Here is a 22,234-nt window from a genome sequence, read left to right on the forward strand (position 1 = left end):
TTTTTAATTAAAATGTTGCATTAATTCCAAATGTAACAGTTCGTGGGTTAGGGAAGGCTGCCCAGTCGATTCCCCTGGTTGGAATTCCTGATCCCAGCGATCCGGTTGCTACGGTTACCTCAGGGTCAATTCCACTGTAATCCGTAATCAGGAACAGGTTCTGTCCGGTAAGGGAGAATCGTAAACTTTTGAACGTCCCGTCTCCACTTAGAGGCACATTGTACCCAAGGGTTGCGTTTTGGAATCGAACAAAATCTCCTTTTTCCAGGAAACGAGTAGAAACAGCTGTTGAAGCGCCTCCGTTTTCACCAGCATTGGCAGCAGCAACCGTCACGTTACGGGCGGTGGTCAGCTGTCCGGCATTGAAGAAGGAGTTCGCTGTGTTGTTATAAACCGAGAATCCGAATTGAGCGTTAAAGAAAGCACTCAGATCCCAGTTCTTATAACCGAAATTCAGAGAAAGACCTGAAGTTACGTCAGGCAATGCATCTTCGCCAACGAAGGACTTATCTGCATCCGGATCTCCAACACCGTTTCCGTCTATATCAGTATATATAGGGTTTCCGTCGCTATCAAAACCTTCGAAAGTAGCCATGTACCAGGAGAACAGGGACTGACCAGCTTCAAAGCGCTGGGCAAAAGCTCCTGAAAGTCCGGGACCGGCAATCTCACCTGTATTGATGGATCCGGCGAAATCCTGAATCTCGTTTTTGTTGTATGCAATGTTAAAGGATGCTGAGAAAGATGCATCTTCAGATTGCAGGAAGTCGTACGAGAGGGCCAATTCAATACCCTGGTTCAGTACAATTGCATCTACGTTACCAAACTGGAACGGGTTAACCGATGGAGCAGCAGGAGGCGTCTGTAACAGAAGGTCCTGTGTTTCGGATCGGTAAACATCAATACTACCACTAAAACGATCCAGGTTGAAACCAAAATCCAGACCAACGTTAAAGTTGAGGGTAGACTCCCATTTCAGGTCAGGAACATCAGTAGCAACAATAGACAAACCATTTTGGTTTACAGTGGCATCGTTGTTAATACCCAGGCCGGCAAAACGCTGACGGGCAACGAAGTTACCATATCCCAGTCCATCCTGGTTACCGGTAATACCCGCACTCAGTCGAAGCTTAAGGGTAGAAATGTTTTCCCCTATAAAGTCTTCTTCTCCAATTTGCCAGGCAAAAGCACCGGATGGGAAATATCCATACTGGTTTTCAGGACCGAATCGCGAAGATCCGTCCGCACGCATGGTGGCTGTAAATAAATACTTGCTGGCAATGCTGTAGTTAACCCTTCCGAAGAAAGATTGCAGCTCGTCAGTATTATCGCCTGTGTCGGCAGTAACAGCCTGAACCTCTCTAAGGAACTGGAAGGGGATAACCTCCCCGGCAATCACCTCTGGAAACAGCCTGTTTACAACCAAACCGGAAGTATTGTTTCCGTAGTAGAATTGCTGATAAGAACCATCAATGGATCTTGCAGCTGCATTAACCGTATTTTTAAGGGTTTCAGCCATTAAATTCAGGTCACTTGTACCAAATCCGCGTCCTGCGGCACCGCGCCCTGAGGTGCGGAAATCCTGATAAGCGTAACCCACAAGGGCGTCCACTTTGGAATTCCCAAAGTCTTTAACATAACTTAAAGTAGCTTCAAGCGTCTTGTTTTCCCTATACAGAGTATTATAAGTACCAAAACCAGTACCTTCTATCCCCTGGAAGTTCTGCAGTTGGGAAGATAATACTGAAAGGTTTTGGCTTTCAGACTTGTCATAACCCAAATTCACTTTACCGGATAATTCGGCGGTGAATTTATATTCGGCAGACCCGTTTATCAGGAAACGGTCTGTATTTGTTTTGTTTTGGGTTTCACGCAGATAGTTTGCTGGCTGGATCTGCCCTCCACCATCATCGAAGTTAGGGCTACTTGGCCAGGTAGGATTAGCCGAATAGGCTGCTCCCAGAATATCCCCGCGGAATCCAGCACCACCGGAAAGGGGTGGCTGGTCTCTGTTCACTCGGGAAACAGAAGCCTGAAGCCCTAATAAAAGGCGATCCTGGAAAAACTTGTGGGACAGGTTTAAACGACCGGTAATCCTTTCGAATTCGGATTTCTCCACAACACCAAATTGTTTCTGGTATCCAAAAGTTGCCCGAACGTTTCCATTATTATAACGGTGCGAATAAGCAATGTTATTGTTGGTGGATGCGGCTGTTCTCAATACTACACTTTGCCAGTCTGTATCGGCTCCAAAATCAACATTGGCACGGTTACCTCCATAATCCTCAACGGCATCGAGGAACCCTTCTCTTCCAAGAAGGTTGTAATTACCGCGTGGAGTCGAAATACTCAGGTTGGAAGAAAACTCAATAATGCCTCCTTCAGCACCTTTACCGCTTTTAGTTGTAATGATAACAACCCCATTGGCTCCTCGGGAACCATAGATTGCGGTTGCAGAAGCATCTTTCAGAATACTGATGCTTTCGATATCACTTGGGTTCAGGAAGTTCAAGGGGTTACCTACATCACTTCCTCCTTGCCCGGTATCTCCGGATGCATCCGTATTCTGTCCGAAAAGTGGCACTCCATCAACCACAAAAAGCGGGTTGTTGTTGGCCCGTACAGAGTTAGCACCCCGGATATTTACCTGGATGCCGGCACCCGGCTCACCACTGGTTTGCTGGATGTTAACCCCGGCAGTTTTACCCTGGATTAATTGTTCCGGGGAGGAGATCACACCCCCATTGAAGTCTTCAGAGGTAACTGCGGTCACAGAACCAGTTGCATCTTTAACTGTGGTCTGACCGTAACCGATTATCACCACTTCGTCCAATGCCTGGGCATCTTCCTCAAGGGTGACATTTATGGTTGAACGACCATTTACAGGGACTTCCTGTGTAGCGTAACCAATGTAACTGAAAACAAGTACTGCATTGGCATCTACTCCATCAAGGGTATAATTCCCATCGAAGTCAGTTTGCGTACCAGTGGTAGTTCCCTTAACCACAACGCTTGCCCCTGGCAGGGGCCCCGTTGCATCAGAAACAGTACCTGATACTTCTTGCGCTTGAGCAAGTCCGAAGCATAAAAATGCCCCAACAAGCAAAAAGCTCTTGAGTAGCGTAATCTTCATAAATAGTTAAATTTTAAGTTTAGTTAATTTAATTCAAGAGGTCAAAGTATGTAAAAAAAATGTTAATATCCTATTTTTAGAGGGGTTAACGTGTACGAAAACGGTTTCGTGTTAATAACTTATGGTTTATATGAATATACTAATTTTTGGTCGGTTCATTTGCCTTTTCAATAATGTGGAGGTGTTTGAAATGGCAAAACACCATCAAATATAGTATTTTTTTATTCCCCTGACAATTTAGTTTTTTTTTGAGAAGCAATTGTAATTACTGGGATTTGCGAAGTTTTTGTTCAACAAATGTTAAATATTGTAATAATATGTACCTTCACCTGTATAACTAATCCCTATAGCTAAGGTGCGCAAAAAAATCACACTAAAGCACATCGCTCGAGAATTGGATGTTTCCATATCTACTGTATCCAAGGCTTTAAAAAACAGCCAGGAAATAAGCCGGGATACCAAAGAAAAGATTCAGGCTTTCGCAAGGCTCTACAACTACAAACCAAATAATATTGCCATAAGCCTCAAAAATAAGCGCACCAAGAATATAGGAGTTGTTATTCCCGAGATTGTCCATCATTTTTTTACTACGGTTTTCAGGGGGATAGAAAAGTATGCGAATCAGAAAGGCTATAATGTAATTGTATGCGTTTCGGATGAATCCTTTGACAAAGAGGTCATCAATATGGAAATGCTCGCTAATGGCAGTATAGACGGTTTTATTGTAGCACTGTCGGCAGAGACACAGTTAAAGAATGATTTTAATCACCTGCGGGAAATTACTGAACAGGGAATCCCATTGGTGTTGTTTGACAGGGTCACCGATGAAATTGAATGCGACAAGGTCATCATTAACGATGAAGAAGCAGCTTGTGAGGCAGTCGAGCGCCTCATTCAATCCGGGAAAAAAAACATTGCCCTCTTTACCACTGAGAGTTATCTGAACGTCAGCGAGAAGCGCGCGATGGGATATCGCAAGGCCTTGCGCAAGCACAATATCCCGATTCGGGAAGAACTCATCCTGAAATTGCCTTTCCAGTTCGAAAACGAAAATTTAAGCGATACGTTTTTTAAAGAACAGTCATTTGACGCTGTATTAAGCGTAAATGAAATTTTTGCCATCAGGGGAATGCGACTGGCTCAGAAGTACGGATTCAGGATTCCACAGGATATCGCCTTCGTTGGTTTTACGGATGGAATACTTTCCAAGAACTCCATGCCAACACTTACCTCAGTTGCTCAGCACGGAGAACAAATGGGAGCCCTTGCTGCCGAAATGCTCATTGAAAAAGTTGAACAACAAAATGAGGAGAACGATAGAGGGATTTATCAGACAAAAATTATTCAGGCCTCGCTCATTGAGAGAGAGTCTACTTTGCTCAATGACTAACACCTGCTTCCGAACCGGCCAAAAGGCAGACAAAACCAATTTCCTTTCTATATTTGATTCCGGGATCTGATAATCGAATCAGAAAGATTTCATACATTATATAGCTGAAATGAGAGGATTTATTTTTGATCTGGATGGCGTGATAGTAGACACAGCCAAATATCATTATTTCGCATGGAAACACCTTGCGGATGAATTGGGGATTCCTTTCACGGAGGAAGACAATGAGAACTTCAAAGGAGTAAGCCGCAAGCGCTGTCTTGAAATTCTGCTTGAAATGGGCAACAAAGAGGTCTCACCAGAACAATTTGACCGTTGGCTTGCAGAAAAAAATGAGGATTACCTTCAGTATATTTCAAAAATGAATGCCTCCGAGATTCTTCCTGACGTACCCAAGGTCCTCAATTACCTGAAATCAAAAAATATTCCCATGGCCCTTGGATCTGCGAGTAAAAATGCGCGCCCGATCCTGGAAAAAGTTGGATTATTATCTTATTTTGATGCCATAGTTGATGGTACAGCTGTAACCAGGGCGAAACCCGACCCGGAGGTTTTTCTCATCGCTGCAGATTTATTGAATGTTGTACCGGAAAAATGTGTGGTATTTGAGGACGCCCTTGCGGGGATAGAAGCGGCCAATGCGGCCTCCATGCTCAGTATTGGTATAGGGGAAGCCCAGGTGCTCAGTGAGGCAGACCGAGTTTTCAGGGATTTTACGGAAATAGACCTGGACTTTATAGAACAACTTACACAAATGGAACATAAACCCAGAAAATCATAATATCATGAATCAGGATTATATACTCCCCAATGATTGGTCAATAATTGAAGAGGGCTTTGATCCCGGCAGGGTGAAATCCTCGGAAAGCTTATTTAGTCTGGGGAACGGTGCTATGGGGCAGCGGGCCAATTTTGAAGAAGCATACAGCGGTCATACCTTCCAGGGTAGTTATATTGGCGGGGTTTATTATCCGGATAAAACCAGGGTTGGCTGGTGGAAAAACGGTTACCCGGAATATTTTGCCAAGGTTATAAATGCCCCCAACTGGATTGGTATCGGGATCGAACTCAACGGCGAGGTGCTGGACCTGCACTCCTGTAAGGTCGTCAATAATTTCCGAAGGGAATTCAACATGAAGGAGGGATGGTATCAGCGCTCCTTCGAGGCCGTTCTTCAAAACGGGACGGAAGTAGCTGTAGAGGTAACCCGCTTCCTGTCTATGACGCGGGATGAATTGGGAGCCATCAGATACCGTCTCCGAATACTGGGCCAAAATGCTGATGTAGTTGCAGAACCCTATCTGGACAGCGGGATCACCAACGAAGATACGAACTGGGACGACCAGTTCTGGCAAACCACCAATGTGCAGTCTGATGGCAGCAAAGGCTTTATTGAAGCCCACACCCTTAAAACAAAATTCCATACCTGCACTTTTATGGATACGCGTTTTGAACTGGATGGCAATAGCCTGGAGCTGGAAGCGGAAAGGATTCAAAAGGACACCTATCTGGGCCACCGTTATAAAACCGCTGTTTCCGCAGGGAGCACCTTTACTATATATAAGTATGGAGGCTATACTGTAGACACCAACCACCCGGTCAAGGAATTGATTAGTGCAGCAACCAAAATCCTCGACTCAGCTACGGATAAAGGTTTTGACGGTCTGCTGACCGAACAGCAGGATGCATGGGCGCGTATCTGGGAAATGAGCGATATTACTATTGAAGGAGACGTAAAGGCACAACAGGGGATACGGTTTAATATTTTGCATTTAAACCAGACCTATACGGGCCGGGATTCCCGCCTGAACATTGGTCCGAAAGGATTTACAGGCGAGAAATACGGAGGAAGTACCTACTGGGATACCGAAGCGTATTGTATCCCATTTTATATGGCTACTAAAGACCAGCATGTTGCCCGTAACCTGCTGAAATATCGGTATAATCACCTGCAGAAAGCTATAGAAAATGCCCGGAAACTCGGATTCAGTAATGGGGCGGCACTTTACCCCATGGTAACCATGAATGGAGAGGAATGCCATAATGAATGGGAAATTACTTTCGAGGAAATTCACCGCAATGCGGCCATTGCCTTTGCCATTTATAATTTTTACCGATTTACGGGAGATTACAGTTACATCCCTGAAATGGGGCTTGAGGTGTTAATTGGCATTGCCCGGTTCTGGCATCAGCGCGCGAGCTATTCCGAGCCTAAAAAGCAATACGTTATTCTGGGGGTTACCGGTCCTAACGAATACGAAAACAATGTAAACAATAACTTTTATACTAATTACGCTGCCCGCTGGTGCATTCAGTACACCCTTGAGCAGCTGGAAAAGGTCAAGGAAGGATATCCGGAAGATTACGAACGCATTATCGGGATTACCAAGCTTACAGAGATAGAAACCGACAAATGGGCTGAGGTGGCAGGCAATATGTACCTGCCCTTCTCAGAGGAGCACGGCATTTACCTGCAACAGGATGGATTCCTGGACAAAGAACTGATTACGGTTGAAAATCTCGCTCGAACCGAGCGGCCTATCAATCAAAAATGGAGTTGGGACCGCATTCTTCGATCTCCATACATCAAACAGGCAGACACCCTTCAGGGATTTTATTTTTTTGAAGATCACTTTAGTCTGGAGCAACTGGAAAAGCACTTTGATTTCTATGAGCCCTTTACGGTTCATGAATCTTCCCTGTCTCCCTGCGTTCACAGTATACAGGCTGCCAAACTGGGCAGGATGGAACAGGCTTACAAGTTTTATCTGAGGACCTCCCGCCTGGACCTGGACGATTATAACAAGGAAGTAGAGGAAGGCCTGCATATTACTTCCATGGCGGGTACGTGGATGAGTATAGTTGAAGGTTTCGGGGGCATGCGTATTCTGAATGACAAGCTTTCCTTTAACCCGAGGATTCCGAAACAATGGAAATCATATTCATTTAAAATAAATTTCCGCAACCGGATCCTTACCGTGAAGATTTCATCCGAGGGCAGCAGTTTTGTGCTGGATGGCAAGGAAGACATGTCTATCCGGGTCAACGGGGAGAGGGTGGTACTGACTCCTCAAAAAACAGTTCATGTTTAATGGTAGGTTTAACAGGATGCTCATCCCATTCAGATTTCCTTTTAAGGGGATGTTTTGCTTACTGCTTTCCGCAATATTATTCATGAGTAATTCAATGCAGGCACAATTGCGCGTAGAACCGCCCAACTGGTGGGCAGGTATGCGAAATACCCGCCTGCAACTTATGCTGCACGGGGAGGGGTTGGCACATTACACCCCCGGATTAAACTATGAGGGGGTCAGCATTGTGGCCTGGCACCCCGGGGCCAGTGACAATTACCTGTTTATAGACCTGGAAATTGGGCCGACTGCCTCTGCAGGGACCTTCGAGATCCAATTAAGGCGGCCTGAAAAATCCCCCATTTCAATTTCTTATCGATTAAAGAACCGTGAAAAGCCTGCGGAATCATTTAAAGGGTTTGACGCCTCGGATGCCATCTACCTGATTACCCCGGACCGCTTTGCCAACGGAAACCCGGGCAACGATATTGTAAAAGGGATGCGCGAGGAAAAACTGGACAGGAAAGATGATTACGGGCGCCATGGAGGCGATATAGAGGGTATCCGCCAGCATCTCGATTATATTGAGGAGATGGGCTTTACGGCAATCTGGCCCAGCCCACTACTGACCAATGACATGCCCAGGGCTTCCTATCACGGATATGCGATTACCGATTTTTATGAAGTAGACCCGCGCTTCGGAAACCTGGAAACCTATCAAAAACTGGCGCAGGAGGCGGCTGGAAAGGGGATCAAACTGATAATGGATCAGGTGGTGAACCATTGCGGCCTGTACCATTGGTGGATGGAAGATTTACCTTTTCCGGACTGGATTCACTACCAGGAAAATTTCCTGAATGATGCCCCCTTTACAGTTACCAACCACAGGAGGACGGTAAATCAGGACCCCTATGCATCCCATGCAGACAAGCAACGCATGAACCAGGGCTGGTTTGTGCCCTCCATGCCAGATCTGAACCAATCCAATCCCTTTCTGGCTACCTACCTGATTCAGAATAGTATTTGGTGGATAGAAACTCTGCAACTCGGAGGGATTCGACAGGATACCTATCCCTATCCGAATAAGCATTTTATGGCTGACTGGGCCCGGTCTATTATGGAAGAATACCCGAATTTCAATATTGTAGGGGAAGAATGGAGTTATAATCCATTACTGGTGGGCTACTGGCAACACGGTTCCCGGACCACGGACGGCTATGCGTCCCATTTGAGGACCACCATGGATTTTCCGCTACAGCGTACCCTGGTTGAAGCCCTGAACTCAGAGGAAGAATGGGACAGCGGGTTAAACCTGCTCTATGAGGCCCTGGCCAATGATTTTTATTACCCAAGGCCTATAGATATCATGCTCTTTGGGGATAACCATGATATGGACAGGCTCTTTACCCAATTAGGAGAAAGCCCCTTAAAAATGGAAATGGCATTGGCTTTTATCGCTTTGGCACCCAGGATTCCTCAATTTTATTACGGAACGGAAATACTCATGGAAAATTCGGCAAAACCCGGAGACCATGGACTTATCCGGACTGATTTTCCGGGTGGGTGGAAAGGCGACAACAAAAATGCATTTACTGGAAAAGGCCTTTCCGGACAAGAGCTGAAGATGCAACAATATTTGAGGAGGATATTGCAATTCAGAAAAACGAGCAAGGCAATTACCAGGGGATCTACCCTTCATTTTGCGCCGGAGAATGGCTTATACCTGCTTCTTAGACGGTATGATGATGAAACCGTACTACTGTTGCTCAATAAAAATAAGGGATCAGTAAAGATGGAGACCAGCCGGTTTTCAGAACTGGAGCTGGCAGGAAAAGATTTGGAAAACCTCATTACCGGGGAGGTCATTAGCTGGGATGCCGAAATAGTGCTTCAGAAGCCGGGAGCATATATATGGATGGTTAAATGAAGAATCAGTTAAGAGCGTTTGCAATATCGGGCCTGGCAGTTGTTAGTCTGCTGGATATGGCATGTCAGCAACCAAAAGAAAAAATTTCCTCAAGCGAGAATACGATTGAAATGGAAAAAAAGCATAAAGCTGTAATTTATCAGGTTTTTACGCGCCTGTTCGGGAATACAAATACAACCAACAAGCCCTGGGGTACCCTGGAGGAAAATGGAGTTGGTAAGTTTGAGGACTTTACCCCAAAGGCGCTTACAGAAATCAGGGACCTGGGGGTAACACATATCTGGTATACAGGGGTGCCACACCATGCAATGGTTACCGATTACAGTGATTACGGGTTGCCCGGTGACGATCCGGACGTGGTAAAGGGCAGGGCGGGGTCACCATACGCTGTAAAGGACTATTACAATGTAAATCCGGACCTGGCAAAGGACCCTGCCAACAGGCTTGAAGAGTTCCGAGCCTTGGTGGAACGTTCACACGCAGCCGGGTTAAAGGTAATCATAGACATAGTTCCGAACCATGTTGCGCGTAGCTACGAAGGTAAATCCACCCCGCAGGGAAAGCAGCCTTTTGGTGCAGCAGACGATACCTCCGTCTCATACCTTCCCACAAACGACTTTTATTACATTCCCGGACAGGACTTCCAGATGCCTCAGTGGCGGGATGGTTACGAGCCTTTAGGAGGAATGCCCCATCCAAAGGCGGATGGCCGATTTTTGGAGAGCCCTGCCAAGTGGACCGGAAACGGGTCGCGCCTGGCGCGTCCGGATATGAATGACTGGTACGAAACGGTTAAAGTGAATTATGGGGTGAGTCCCGAAGGGGAATTCGCTTTTGAATCACTTCCCGATTCCTTTGCGGAAATGGATTATCGTGCACATTTTGAATTCTGGAAGGATAAACAACTCCCGCCAAGCTGGATCAAATTCAGGGATATTGCCCTGTTTTGGATTGACTTTGGGGTGGATGGCTTTCGCTACGATATGGCCGAAATGGTCCCTGTGGAATTCTGGAGCTACCTGAATTCGAGTATTAAAATGAAGGATCCTCAGGCCTTTCTGATTGCTGAGGTATACAACCCTGCCCTTTATCGCACTTATATCCACAAAGGAAAAATGGATTACCTCTACGACAAGGTGGAACTTTATGACAGTTTGAAACACATTATGCAGGGTCATGGCTGGACCGATCATATCCCTGTTGTCCAAAACGGGTTGCTGGATATTGAACACCACATGCTGCATTTCCTTGAAAACCACGATGAGCAGCGCATCGCCAGTCCGGAATTTGCAGGGGATGCCAGGATAGGAAAACCGGCCATGGTGGTTTCAGCTACCCTGAGCAGCTCTCCCACCATGCTGTATTTTGGGCAGGAAGTTGGGGAGCCCGGAGCGGAGGATGCCGGCTTCGGCAAACCTTCCAGGACCTCCATTTTTGATTATATAGGGGTGCCTCACCACCAGCGTTGGATAAACGGGAAAAAATTTGATGGGGGCGCTCTTTCTGAAGCCGAAAAGGAGCTCAGGGATTTTTACAAAAGGTTGCTTTCTTTTGTAATACAAAGCGATGGGTTGATGGGTTCCTACGCAGACATTCATTACTATAACAAGGACCACAGCCCGGGTTATGATCATAGGATTTATTCCTTTGTAAGATGGTCTGCAAATGAAAAGCTAATAATCGTCAGTAATTTTGACGCGCAACGCTCCTACAACATAAGCTTGAAAATCCCCGAAACCCTTATTTCGGAATGGAATCTGCAGCCAGGGGACCATCCGCTGGAAGAGATGCTTTATGGAGACAGGGAGCTGCAAATGAACATTAGCGGGGAAACGGGAGCAATTCCAATCAATCTGAGCCCCTTAGAGTCTGTAATCCTCAAATTGAAATAAAAAAACCGGCCCTGAAAAGGGTCGGTTAAAATGTTGTAATATTTTACCGATCAGGCTGCTGCCTTGGGTGCACTGGCAGCATAAATCAGGGCAATTATTGCACCGGTTACCCCATAGTACAAAATATCTACAATGGCCTCTGCAATATGTCCGGTCAGATCCATAAAGTTCGAAGTCCCAAACCAGATAAGGCCCATTCCGACCCCGATAAGGAATCCGACCCAGGCACCAAACTGAAAACCCTGTGCGGCACTGTGATGACCGCGGGCCCATTTGCCGTAAAGCGTGCTAAGCGCAAATGCCGTGGCAAGATTCCCCAGGAAAACCATCGCCAGGCTCATCTCTTCATCACTTTTCATAACATCCACAATACTGTGCTCTTCAAAAAAAGACATCAGGGCCATCCCCCATATCAGGTACCCCAGGATAAACATGGCAATGGTGGCTGCCACCGTTGCCAATAAATTTTGTTTACTAAACATTTTGCTCGGTTAATTGGTTAATAATGAATTAAATATACCAAAAGATTTCTGAGTTTAAGTTGGGGGAATCAAAATTAATTGGGGTTATCAGGATTCAAAAATCCAGGGACTTTGTAATTTAGAACTTTCAAAATGAGAGAAAATGAGAATTTTTGGATGCCTACTAGTTATTGCTCTTATGATCGGGTGTAAAACAGGTTCTGATTCCCCGCTGATTATTGGCCATCGCGGGGCCATGGGATACGAAACAGAAAATAGTGTTGCCGCCATTGAAAAAGCAATGGAGCTGGGTGTGGATATGATAGAAATTGATGTCTTCAAGATTAAAAGCGGGGAGATTGCGGTTTTTCACGATGAGAAGGTAGACCGATTAACAAACGGTGAAGGCTTCATTGAGGATTATTATATGCTGGAATTAAAGAGTCTCTTGCTGGACGGCGGCCACCAGATCCCGATATTACAGGACGTACTGAAAGCCATTGATAATCGTGTGGCGCTCAACATAGAACTCAAAGGTGCCGGTACCACTAACAGGGTACAATTCATTACCGATTATTACAGTACCAAAAGAGGCTGGGATAGCAGGAATTTCCTGATTTCAAGCTTCAAATGGGATGAACTCAGGGAGTATCGAAAAATTGATCCCAAAGCGCGAATTGCTGTACTTACGGAAGGAGATCCTCTGGAAGCCCTTGAAGTTGCCGGGGAATTAAACGCAGAGGCGATCAATCCGCATTTCTCTCAGTTAACTGCAGAGAAAGTAAAAAAAATTCATGAAGCAGGGTTTAAGGTATACGCCTGGACTGTAAATGAGGCTGAAGTATTTCGCAAATTGGAACAGATGGGGGTAGATGGTGTTTTCACTGATTTTCCAGATCGGATGCAATAATGTATGATCTGCTGGTAATTGGAGGAGGAGCTGCGGGTTTTTACGGTGCGCTACACACGGCCAGGAAGGCTCCGGCATTGCGTATCGGTATCCTGGAACAGGGGAAACAGGTTTTGGGTAAAGTAAAGGTTTCCGGAGGTGGGCGTTGTAATGTGACGCATTCCCCTGCTGCCCCTGAAGTATTTGCCCGGAACTATCCAAGGGGGTCCCGTGAATTGATAGGGCCTTTTTACAGCCATGGAAGTTCCGATGTGATGGCCTTTTTTGAATCCCTGGGAGTAGCCCTGAAAACGGAAGCCGATGGCCGGGTATTTCCGGTTACCGATAATTCACAAACCATTATTGACAACTTGCTCAGCGAAACTTCTCGCCTGGGTATAGAAGTACACACCCAAAGCAAGCTGGTTGCATTAAACCCTCCCGGCCCTGAATCTGACCACTGGGAATTACAGACTACTTCCGGCTCTATGAAAGCCAGGCGAATACTGGTTGCCAGCGGCAGCAGTAAAAAAGTATGGGACATGCTATCGGGACTGGGGCATACCATCGTTCCCCCTGTACCCTCCCTTTTCACCTTCAATGTTGCTGATAGTCGCCTGCAAGGCTTGCAGGGCCTGAGTTGTGAGGCAAAACTGGAAATAATACCGGATATCCCTGAAGGCCAGAATGAGATGGGCATTTACTATCGGCGGGCAAAAAAAGCCAAGCAACTCCAGAGTGAAGGACCTTTACTGATTACTCACTGGGGTTTGAGCGGACCTGCCGTATTGAAGCTTTCTGCTATGGCTGCAAGGTTTTTGGAAAAAACGCACTATCGTTTTGTGCTACGCATTAACTGGGTTCCGCAGTACCATGCAGATGGGATAAGGTCCTATTTTGAAGGGGTAAAACAGGCAGATGCCGCCCAGAGGGTGGGAAAGAGCCGGGCAGTTTCCCTTCCCGGAAGGTTGTGGAGACGTTTGGTTGAAGCATCCGGGATCACCCCTGAGACCCGATGGGCGGAGGTGAGCCGCGATACACTGCAACTTCTTTGCAAGGAGCTTACCGCCGGAGAATTCAGGATACACGGAAAGAGTACCTTTAAGGAAGAGTTTGTTACGGCCGGAGGGGTTTCCCTGAAACAGCTCAACTTTAAGAGGTTTGAAAGCAAGATACATCCCGGCCTTTTTCTTGCAGGGGAAGTTCTGGATATCGATGCGGTTACCGGAGGATTCAATTTTCAGAATGCCTGGACCGGTGCTTACCTGGCGGCTCAGGGCATCGTTGAATCCCTCCAATCTGACTAAGCCGAGAGGAGGAGGAACAGACCCGAAGCAGTCAGTGCCCCCAGGACAGGCCCCAGAACAGGGACCCAGCTATATCCCCAATTGCTGGTTCCCTTGTGTTTTAAAGGAACAATCGCATGGATTATTCGCGGTCCGAGGTCTCGCGCAGGATTTATTGCGTATCCCGTTGTGCCCCCCAGCGAAAGGCCGATCCCCCATACCAACAGCGCAACGGGAAGTGCCCCCAGAGAACCGAGGCCAATGACCGAGGCGGTATCCAGGATGCTGGCATCCGTAAAATAGAGGACGGTAAAGACCAGTACAAAAGTACCTGCAAGTTCTCCAAGGATATTTAAAAAAGGGTTGCGTATTGCCGGCGAAGTACTGAAAACGGCCAGTTGCATGCCCTCTGCCTTTGTCCTGTCGAAGTGATCCTTGTAGATCGCCCAAACGCATAAGGCAGCCAGCATGGCTCCGATAAATTGAGCGAGTATGTAAGCAGGTACCTGCTCCCATGGAAAACTGCCTGCCGCTGCCAGGCCTATACTAACCGCAGGATTAATATGTGCGCCGCTGTAAGGGGTGGCCACCACTACCCCTACATAAACGGCAAATGCCCAGCCCGTTGTAATTACTATCCACCCGCTATTTTGTCCTTTGGTACCCTCCAGTACCACATTGGCATTGACGCCGCAACCGAGCAACATCAATAAAAAAGTACCTATAATTTCGGCAGTGAATGCACTCATATCGTGAATTTAGATTTATTTAATTTTCATCAGCAGACCAGGTTTCCAGGGCCCTGATTGCCCGGTACCAGCCTTTAATCCTGTTTTCGATATCGGATCGTTCAGTTGTGGGGGTAAAGCGGGTGTCGGTCTGCCAGATTTCTTTTATTTCTTCCAGTGATTCCCAGTAACCGACTGCCAGGCCGGCAAGAAAGGCCGCCCCCATTACCGTTGTTTCTATGATTTTAGGTCGGATCGTCTCCGTATTCAGAACATCGGCCTGGAACTGCATCATCAGCTTGTTCACTGTAGCCCCGCCATCCACCCGCAGTTCCCGGATGGGTATTCCGGAATCCGCTTCCATGGCTTTGAGAATATCCATGGTCTGGTAGGCAATAGATTCCAGTGCAGCCCGGGCAATATGTGCGTTGGTGGTGCCACGGGTAAGCCCGAACATGCACCCCCTTGCCTGTTGGTTCCAATGGGGTGCCCCCAGTCCGGCAAATGCCGGTACAAAATAGACACCATCTGTATCATTTACGCTTTCAGCCAGTGGCTCCACATCCTTTGATCGCTTAATAATTTTCAGGCTGTCGCGCAACCACTGTACCACGGCTCCTGCTATGAAAATGCTACCCTCCAGGATGTAAGTAGTTTTACCGTTTATTTTCCAGCCAACGGAAGTAAGGAGGTTGTTCTGGGAAACAATGGGGGAGTGTCCGATATTCATCAGCATAAAACATCCCGTCCCATAGGTGTTTTTTACCATGCCCTCCTCTATACACATCTGTCCGAATAAGGCTGCCTGCTGGTCTCCTGCTATTCCCGCAATAGGGATGCCCTCTTTCAGAAAGCCCTCGTCGGTAGTTCCGTATACCTCACTGGATTCACGGACTTCCGGCAACATGGATTCCGGAATACCGAACAGTTCGAGCAGCTCAGGGTCCCAGGTCATCTCATTGATATTGAACAGCATGGTCCTGCTGGCATTGGTAACATCGGTTATATGGAGATTCCCGCCCGTCATTTTCCAAATCAGCCAGGAATCTATGGTTCCCACAAGCAAATCCCCGGCTACTGCCTTCTCCCTGGCCCCTTCAACATTATCCAGGATCCATTTCACTTTTGAACCTGAAAAATAAGAGTCTATTACCAGCCCGCATTTATTGCGAATCCATTCCTGCCGTCCTTCTTTTTTAAGGATTTCGCAATATTCGGCAGTTCGTTTGTCCTGCCAGACAATGGCATTGTAAACGGGTTCGCCGCTGTTTTTATCCCAGACCACGATCGTTTCCCGTTGGTTGGTAATACCAATGGCTTTAATTTGTTTGGGTTTAATCCCTTTTTTAGCCAGGGCTTCAGCTGCCATTCCGGACTGAACGGCCCATATTTCCTCTGCGTCGTGCTCAACCCAGCCCGCTTTCGGAAAGTGTTGCCTGAATTCTTTTTGTGCGGTGGAAACTATTTTGCCGGTTCTGTCAAATAATAAAGCCCGGCAGCTTGTAGTACCCTGGTCCAGAGATAAAATATAGGTGTCCATAAAAATTTTGACTTTTTAGCTCCTTTTATGGGGGCGTGCCTAAAAATAACAGATTTATCCCTATATACATAATTCACTGCCCGAGACTGGATGCTAACCCTTAAAACGCGGCAACTAAAAGTATTTATTGGCCACTTAAGAGGGATAAATGCAAAAGGAAAAACCCGGTGAAAATGAAAACCCCCGAGGGGGGCGAGCTGTCCGAAAATTAATAGCCACAAACATGGTCAGCGAAGAGTGGGCGCCGGGAGTAAATTGTTTTTTTAGCAAGTGTCACAAAGGGTATGGAAATGCAAAACTGAAAAATAAATACCTGTAAGGTCGGGCCGGAGTAAAGGGCGGTACCCTGAACTACCGGACCCTTTTGAAACTGGCTGAACTGGCCTCAGACCGAAGCGGTTAATTCAATTCTATGATTTTATAGTTGAGAATCCCGGCAAAAATTACCCAGAGTAAATAGGGGAGCATCAGATAGGCCGACAGGCGATTTACGATTCGAAACCACTTGATTGTAAATCCGATCAGCACAATCAGGGCCAGGAGGATAACCAATGCCCAAACCGGATCCTGCATTCCAAAGAAAACGATGCTCCATGCAGCGTTAAACAACAGCTGAAAGCCAAAATAATAAAGGGCGGTTTTGACCCATCTGTGATGAAATCCCCTGGACCAGACCAGGCCCGCGGCTATCCCCATCAGGATATAGAGGACCGTCCAGACGGGTCCGAAGATCCAGTTTGGCGGGTTAAAAGTGGGTTTATTCAGGCCGGCATACCAGGTGCCTACCGAACTTTGGGTGGCAAAACCCGAAAGGAATCCAATTAAAAGACACACCATTACGGCAATTCCTATGCGGACCATATTTTTTTTGCGAAGCTGCATCTCCCTAAATTAGCAATTTTTTGGAATCTGGGTGTAAAATGCCGAAGGCTTATCTTTGCCAAAATTGCTCAATATGACTGCAGCCGAATTTAAGGCCAAAAAAACGGAAGATTTACCGGAAAAAGGGCGTTTTATATGGGAAGCTCCCAGTAATATTGCCCTGGTCAAGTACTGGGGAAAAAAAGGAGAACAGCTTCCAACAAACCCTTCGGTGAGCTTTACGCTGAGTGCTTCTGCCACCCGTACAGAACTGACCTGCCAGAAACGTTCTGAGCCCTGGAAAACCCCTGATTTTGAGATATTGCTCGATGGACTTGCGGCCCCGGATTTTAAACCGAAGATCAGCGCTTTTTTCAATCGGATATTGGCTTATATGCCTTTTTTACAAGAGTACCGCTTTGAGATCAGTACTGCCAATACATTCCCGCACAGCAGCGGAATTGCCTCCTCGGCAAGTGGCATGGCCGCCCTGGCCCTCTGCCTGATGGATTTGGAACAGGAAATTTACCCGGAAACTGATGGGGATTATTTCCATACCAAGGCTTCTTTTATTGCCCGGCTGGGATCAGGTTCTGCCTCCCGGAGTATTCTCGGACCTTTGGTTTTATGGGGATCGCATCCATCTCTCAGCGACAGCTCCGATTTATATGGAATTCGCTACCCCCTTGAAGTTCACCCAATTTTCGAATCCTATTGCGATACTATTCTTCTGGTAGATAAAGGGCGCAAAACAGTTAGCAGTTCGGTGGGGCACGGACTTATGAAAGGGCACCCCTTTGCCAGCCAGCGCTTTTTGCAGGCAGGCAGGCATCTGGATCAGCTTCTGCCCATCTTTAAATCCGGGGACCTGGAAACCTTTATGTCGGTAGTCGAGTCTGAAGCCCTGAGCCTTCACGCCATGATGATGAGCAGCATGCCTTATTTTTTACTGATGAAACCCGGCACCCTGGAAATCATCGAACGGATTTGGAGTTTCAGAAAGGAAAGCGGCCATCCGGTGTGTTTTACCCTGGATGCGGGAGCCAATGTTCACGTTTTGTACCCCGAAAGTGCTGCAGGGCCTGTATATTCCTTTATCAGGGAAGCCTTGTTGCCGTTCTGCGAAGGCGGACAGCACATCAGTGACCGGGTGGGAAAGGGGTCCCGGAAATTATAGATAATGCGGAAATTAAGTGAGTGGGGATCGTCCCTGAAAAGTTGAATAGACACCTCCTAACTATTTGATTGAAAATGACCTACCCTATCAATATTAACAGTACCTTTAGAAGAAAGTTTTATATTTTTGTGAGCGTTTAGAATTGCTGTTTATGAAAGGACCCCTGTTTTACTCAAAAATTTTGCTTTTTGGTGAGTATGGAATTATTAAAGATTCCAGAGGCCTGTCCATCCCGTACAATTTTTTTAAGGGGGCATTGAAGAAATCCAAAAATCTCCGTGGCGCAGCCCTAAAGTCTAATGAGAATCTGAAGCGTTTTGCCGAGCACCTGGAAACAGTGCAGGAAGACGAAAGCATTGAAGTGGCTTTTGACCTGGAGTTATTGCGTTCAGATCTGGCAGAGGGGATGTATTTTGACAGCTCTATTCCACAGGGTTATGGAGTGGGAAGCAGCGGTGCCCTGGTGGCAGCTATTTACGACCGCTATGCTATCGGGAAAATTACGATACTGGAGAATCTCACTCGCGACAAGCTGTTAAAATTAAAAGGGATATTCGGCCGGATGGAATCTTATTTCCATGGCAAGTCTTCCGGACTGGATCCATTGAACAGTTATCTGAGCCTGCCTATCCTGATTAATTCCCAGGACAATATCGAATCTACCAGTATTCCTTCCCAGCATACAGAGGGAAAGGGCGCCGTGTTTTTGCTAGACAGCGGCATTGTGGGTGAAACAGCGCCAATGGTGCAGATATTCATGGAGAAGATGAAGCAGGAAGGGTTTCGGCAGGTTCTCAAAGATCAGTTTATCCGGTATACGGACGCATGTGTGGAAGATTTTATCAGCGGGAATGTAAAATCCCTGTTCGGAAACATCAAGCAGCTTTCTCATGTAGTTCTGGATCATTTCAAGCCGATGATTCCCAAAGAGTTCCATCATCTTTGGAAACAGGGGATTGAGACAAATGCCTATTACCTGAAACTTTGCGGTTCGGGCGGTGGCGGATATATACTGGGTTTTACTGAAGACCTCAGCAAGGCGCGTAAAGCGCTTAAAGGGCACCGCCTGGAAGTAGTTTACAACTTCTAGGGCCGCCCGGGATGCTCAACCGGCGGAACAGACTTATCCTGCTTAAGACCATCAGTCTTATTTCCATTGTAAGGGGATACAACATCCTTGTTATTGTACTGGCACAATATCTGGCTGCCATTTATATCCTGTCTCCCAACCTGCCGCTCAGGGAGGTAATATTGGATAGTAACTTATTTGTTATTGTCCTGTCTTCGGCCCTGGTAATAGCCGGGGGTTATATCATCAACAGTTTCTACGACTCAGAGAAGGACCTGATCAACAAACCCCAAAAGAGTATGCTGGACCGCCTGGTACGGCAGCGGACCAAAATCTACGCTTATTTCGTGCTCAATTTTATAGGGGTTTTATTGGCCAGTTATGTTTCCTTTAAGGCTGCCTTATTTTTTGCTTCCTATGTTTTTGGGATCTGGTTGTATTCCCACCGGCTTAAAAAGATCGCTTTCCTTGGGAATTTTGTTTCTGCAACCCTTGCCATCGCGCCCTTTTTTGCTGTTTTCGTTTATTACCGGAATTTCGAACTCGTAATCTTCGTGCATGCCCTCTTTCTTTTTTTGCTGATTTTAAGCCGGGAAATGGTAAAGGATATGGAAAATATTGCAGGAGATTTGGCGCAGAATTACCGTACCCTGCCGGTGCGATATGGAAACCGGTTTACAAAATGGTGTATAAGCGCACTGATCCTGTTAGCCCTTATCCCTGCCTTTTTACTGATCCGGTATTTTGATGTGGGCTATATGTACCTGTATTTTATAGCCTGCAGCCTTTTGCTTTTGCTCTTCCTGTTTTTGCTCTGGCGATCCAGCACCAAGGAACACTATGTCTGGTTGCACAACATTATTAAGTTTATAATTGTTTCCGGGGTTTTTGGTATCCTGCTCATTGACGTAGACCTGGTTTTAAACCGAATCTTATGAAAAACGAAGAGCTGAAAGTAGGGATTGCACAGTTGTCACCGGTGTGGCTGAACAAATCAGCAACCCAAAAACGCGTTCTGCAGGCCATGGAAGAGGCTTCCACCCGGCAGGTGGAGCTACTGGTCTTCGGGGAAGCCTTCTGGCCCGGGTACCCATACTGGCTTGCCTATACGGATGGCGCGGCATGGAATACCAAAATCAACAAGGCTTTGCATGCCCACTATTTGGCCAACGCTTTAAGCCCTGAAGCTGGAGATCTCAAACGTATATGCGAAATGGCAGCCAGGTATCGGATGGCGGTTTATCTGGGAATCGTTGAACGCCCTGTTGACCGCGGTTCTCACAGCCTTTACTGTTCCCTTGTCTATATCAATACTGCAGGAGTTGTTTGTTCCGTGCACCGTAAATTACAGCCTACGTATGATGAGCGCCTTACCTGGTCCCCGGGGGATGGAAACGGGCTGAAGGTTCATCCGCTAAAATCATTTGGGGTCGGAGGCCTGAATTGCTGGGAAAACTGGATGCCACTGGCACGCACTGCTTTGTACGGGCAGGGGGAGAACGTACACATCGCCGTTTGGCCCGGCAGCGATTACAACACCCGAGACATCACACGTTTTATCGCAAGGGAGTCCCGCTCCTATGTAATTTCCGCATCGGCGCTGATGCGAAAGGAAGATTTTCCCAAAGAAACACCTTTTGTACAGGAAATTTTAGGGAAGGCCCCGGCAGTCCTCTCCAATGGCGGTTCCTGTATTGCCGGCCCTGATGGAGAGTGGGTACTGGAACCCCAAATGGAGGAGGGTATTTTTACGGCCAGCCTCTCCCTGGAACGCATCTTTGAAGAACGCCAGAATTTTGACCCTTCAGGTCATTACAGCAGGCCGGATGTTACCCGTTTGATGGTAAACACCTCCCGTCAATCTATTCTTGAGATCAACCCTGAGAAGGAGTAGCAATTTCATACCTTTGTCAAAAAGTTTTTATGGGCAGATCGGAAGGGAACAAGGGAAGGAAATCCTCTGGGAGACAATCCACAGGGGGTGACAACGGTCGCAGGGCATCCGGCAGACAGGGTGGCACCTTCCGCAAGAAAAGCTATTCCAGGGGCAATGCGCCCATTCGTTCCACAGATAAAAACATACAGGCTTCCGATGGCCTGATCCGCCTGAATAAATATATTGCCAATTCCGGGGTTTGTTCCCGTAGGGAGGCCGACACCTATATCGCCGCAGGGAATGTAACAGTAAACGGGAAGGCGGTAACGGAAATGGGCTTTAAAGTCAGCAAGGATGACGAAGTTCGGTTCGACGGCCGATTGCTTAAACGGGAGAAAAAAGAATACGTACTGCTCAATAAACCTAAGAATTTTATCACCACCACCCGGGATGAAAAAGGAAGGCGCACCGTGATGGAACTGGTTTCCAAGGCCAGCGCCTCCAGATTGCTGCCAGTAGGACGATTAGACCGGAATACAACGGGCTTGCTGCTCTTCACCAACGATGGGGATCTGGCCAAAAAATTGACACATCCCAAACACGGGGTTCGTAAGATCTATCACGTCGAATTGGATAAAAACTTTAAATCTTCTGATATGCAGCTGCTTAAGGAGGGATTGGAACTGGAGGACGGTCGTATCGAGGTAGATGAAGTCAGTTATGTGGACGGAAGCCCCAAACGTGAAGTGGGCGTGGAAATACACAGCGGCAGAAACCGCATCGTGAGGCGCATATTTGAACACCTGGGCTACAAGGTTGTCAAACTGGACAGGGTTGTATTTGCAGGCTTGACCAAGAAAGATCTTCCCAGAGGGCACTGGAGGCATTTAACCCAGCAGGAGGTGATCAACCTGGGGATGATTCAGTAGCCCGC

At 47.0% G+C, this 22,234-nt stretch carries 17 protein-coding genes; 12 read left to right on the top strand and 5 right to left on the bottom strand.

From position 1 onward, the window contains the following. Positions 1–7 precede the first annotated feature (7 nt). Entirely contained in the window at positions 8–3,133 is a 3,126-nt protein-coding gene (locus ACT6NU_RS07935; protein WP_445381139.1) for a SusC/RagA family TonB-linked outer membrane protein, read from the bottom strand. Positions 3,134–3,488: 355 nt separating this feature from the next. Between ACT6NU_RS07935 and ACT6NU_RS07940 the strand changes: the two genes are divergently transcribed. The 5 genes from ACT6NU_RS07940 (at position 3,489) to ACT6NU_RS07960 (ending at position 11,413) form a co-directional block, all read left to right on the top strand. After that, a complete protein-coding gene (locus tag ACT6NU_RS07940; RefSeq protein ID WP_445381140.1) occupies positions 3,489–4,523 on the top strand; it encodes a LacI family DNA-binding transcriptional regulator in 1,035 nt (344 codons plus the stop codon). 109 nt (positions 4,524–4,632) lie between these two features. Next, positions 4,633–5,304, top strand: a complete 672-nt coding sequence (gene pgmB, locus ACT6NU_RS07945; RefSeq protein ID WP_445381141.1) for a beta-phosphoglucomutase — start codon at positions 4,633–4,635, stop codon at positions 5,302–5,304. Between the two features lie 4 nt (positions 5,305–5,308). Then, complete coding sequence (locus ACT6NU_RS07950; RefSeq protein WP_445381142.1) at positions 5,309–7,615, top strand: glycoside hydrolase family 65 protein; 2,307 nt, start codon at positions 5,309–5,311, stop codon at positions 7,613–7,615. Between the two features lie 82 nt (positions 7,616–7,697). Then, complete coding sequence (locus ACT6NU_RS07955) at positions 7,698–9,521, top strand: glycoside hydrolase family 13 protein (RefSeq protein ID WP_445381143.1); 1,824 nt, start codon at positions 7,698–7,700, stop codon at positions 9,519–9,521. A 56-nt stretch (positions 9,522–9,577) separates the two neighbouring features. Then, the gene (locus tag ACT6NU_RS07960; RefSeq protein ID WP_445383844.1) at positions 9,578–11,413 is read left to right on the top strand and encodes an alpha-amylase family protein; all 1,836 of its coding nucleotides are present in this window, start codon (positions 9,578–9,580) and stop codon (positions 11,411–11,413) included. Between the two features lie 50 nt (positions 11,414–11,463). Here the strand turns inward: ACT6NU_RS07960 and ACT6NU_RS07965 are convergent, their stop codons facing one another. Then, positions 11,464–11,895, bottom strand: a complete 432-nt coding sequence (locus ACT6NU_RS07965; RefSeq protein ID WP_445381144.1) for a hypothetical protein — start codon at positions 11,893–11,895, stop codon at positions 11,464–11,466. 142 nt (positions 11,896–12,037) lie between these two features. On the opposite strand from ACT6NU_RS07965, the gene ACT6NU_RS07970 reads away from it, so the two are divergent. Next, positions 12,038–12,784 carry a glycerophosphodiester phosphodiesterase gene (locus ACT6NU_RS07970; protein ID WP_445381145.1) on the top strand — a complete coding sequence of 249 codons (747 nt, stop codon included), beginning with the start codon at positions 12,038–12,040 and terminating at the stop codon, positions 12,782–12,784. Then, complete coding sequence (locus ACT6NU_RS07975) at positions 12,784–14,070, top strand: NAD(P)/FAD-dependent oxidoreductase (protein WP_445381146.1); 1,287 nt, start codon at positions 12,784–12,786, stop codon at positions 14,068–14,070. The genes ACT6NU_RS07970 and ACT6NU_RS07975 overlap by 1 nt, the downstream gene beginning before the upstream one ends. Here the strand turns inward: ACT6NU_RS07975 and ACT6NU_RS07980 are convergent. From ACT6NU_RS07980 to ACT6NU_RS07990, 3 genes are all read right to left on the bottom strand, one after another. Beyond that, a complete protein-coding gene (locus tag ACT6NU_RS07980) occupies positions 14,067–14,798 on the bottom strand; it encodes an MIP/aquaporin family protein (protein ID WP_445381147.1) in 732 nt (243 codons plus the stop codon). The genes ACT6NU_RS07975 and ACT6NU_RS07980 overlap by 4 nt on opposite strands. A 19-nt stretch (positions 14,799–14,817) precedes the next feature. Then, a complete protein-coding gene (glpK, locus tag ACT6NU_RS07985) occupies positions 14,818–16,317 on the bottom strand; it encodes a glycerol kinase GlpK (protein WP_445381148.1) in 1,500 nt (499 codons plus the stop codon). A 399-nt stretch (positions 16,318–16,716) separates the two neighbouring features. Next, entirely contained in the window at positions 16,717–17,199 is a 483-nt protein-coding gene (locus ACT6NU_RS07990) for a TspO/MBR family protein (protein WP_445381149.1), read from the bottom strand. A gap of 73 nt (positions 17,200–17,272) precedes the next feature. Here ACT6NU_RS07990 and ACT6NU_RS07995 point away from each other — a divergent pair, with 73 nt between their 5' ends. The 5 genes from ACT6NU_RS07995 (at position 17,273) to ACT6NU_RS08015 (ending at position 22,229) form a co-directional block, all read left to right on the top strand. Next, entirely contained in the window at positions 17,273–18,355 is a 1,083-nt protein-coding gene (locus ACT6NU_RS07995; RefSeq protein WP_445381150.1) for a diphosphomevalonate/mevalonate 3,5-bisphosphate decarboxylase family protein, read from the top strand. 151 nt (positions 18,356–18,506) lie between these two features. Further along, positions 18,507–19,445, top strand: a complete 939-nt coding sequence (locus ACT6NU_RS08000; RefSeq protein WP_445381151.1) for a mevalonate kinase family protein — start codon at positions 18,507–18,509, stop codon at positions 19,443–19,445. A gap of 11 nt (positions 19,446–19,456) precedes the next feature. Beyond that, complete coding sequence (locus ACT6NU_RS08005) at positions 19,457–20,362, top strand: geranylgeranylglycerol-phosphate geranylgeranyltransferase (protein WP_445381152.1); 906 nt, start codon at positions 19,457–19,459, stop codon at positions 20,360–20,362. Continuing rightward, the gene (locus ACT6NU_RS08010; RefSeq protein ID WP_445381153.1) at positions 20,359–21,318 is read left to right on the top strand and encodes a carbon-nitrogen hydrolase family protein; all 960 of its coding nucleotides are present in this window, start codon (positions 20,359–20,361) and stop codon (positions 21,316–21,318) included. Before ACT6NU_RS08005 ends, ACT6NU_RS08010 begins: the two co-directional genes overlap by 4 nt. A gap of 29 nt (positions 21,319–21,347) precedes the next feature. Beyond that, positions 21,348–22,229 carry a pseudouridine synthase gene (locus tag ACT6NU_RS08015; RefSeq protein ID WP_445381154.1) on the top strand — a complete coding sequence of 294 codons (882 nt, stop codon included), beginning with the start codon at positions 21,348–21,350 and terminating at the stop codon, positions 22,227–22,229. Positions 22,230–22,234: the final 5 nt, after the last annotated feature.

The sequence above is a fragment of the Robiginitalea rubriflava genome (genome assembly GCF_052540725.1).

Coding starts and splice junctions, on each gene's coding strand:
- ACT6NU_RS07935 (WP_445381139.1), bottom strand. CDS start 3,133: ATGAAGATTACGCTACTCAAGAGCTTTTTGCTTGTTGGGGCATTTTTA.
- pgmB (WP_445381141.1), top strand. CDS start 4,633: ATGAGAGGATTTATTTTTGATCTGGATGGCGTGATAGTAGACACAGCC.
- ACT6NU_RS07950 (WP_445381142.1), top strand. CDS start 5,309: ATGAATCAGGATTATATACTCCCCAATGATTGGTCAATAATTGAAGAG.
- ACT6NU_RS07955 (WP_445381143.1), top strand. CDS start 7,698: ATGAGTAATTCAATGCAGGCACAATTGCGCGTAGAACCGCCCAACTGG.
- ACT6NU_RS07960 (WP_445383844.1), top strand. CDS start 9,578: ATGGCATGTCAGCAACCAAAAGAAAAAATTTCCTCAAGCGAGAATACG.
- ACT6NU_RS07965 (WP_445381144.1), bottom strand. CDS start 11,895: ATGTTTAGTAAACAAAATTTATTGGCAACGGTGGCAGCCACCATTGCC.
- ACT6NU_RS07970 (WP_445381145.1), top strand. CDS start 12,038: ATGAGAATTTTTGGATGCCTACTAGTTATTGCTCTTATGATCGGGTGT.
- ACT6NU_RS07975 (WP_445381146.1), top strand. CDS start 12,784: ATGTATGATCTGCTGGTAATTGGAGGAGGAGCTGCGGGTTTTTACGGT.
- ACT6NU_RS07980 (WP_445381147.1), bottom strand. CDS start 14,798: ATGAGTGCATTCACTGCCGAAATTATAGGTACTTTTTTATTGATGTTG.
- glpK (WP_445381148.1), bottom strand. CDS start 16,317: ATGGACACCTATATTTTATCTCTGGACCAGGGTACTACAAGCTGCCGG.
- ACT6NU_RS07990 (WP_445381149.1), bottom strand. CDS start 17,199: ATGCAGCTTCGCAAAAAAAATATGGTCCGCATAGGAATTGCCGTAATG.
- ACT6NU_RS07995 (WP_445381150.1), top strand. CDS start 17,273: ATGACTGCAGCCGAATTTAAGGCCAAAAAAACGGAAGATTTACCGGAA.
- ACT6NU_RS08000 (WP_445381151.1), top strand. CDS start 18,507: ATGAAAGGACCCCTGTTTTACTCAAAAATTTTGCTTTTTGGTGAGTAT.
- ACT6NU_RS08005 (WP_445381152.1), top strand. CDS start 19,457: ATGCTCAACCGGCGGAACAGACTTATCCTGCTTAAGACCATCAGTCTT.
- ACT6NU_RS08010 (WP_445381153.1), top strand. CDS start 20,359: ATGAAAAACGAAGAGCTGAAAGTAGGGATTGCACAGTTGTCACCGGTG.
- ACT6NU_RS08015 (WP_445381154.1), top strand. CDS start 21,348: ATGGGCAGATCGGAAGGGAACAAGGGAAGGAAATCCTCTGGGAGACAA.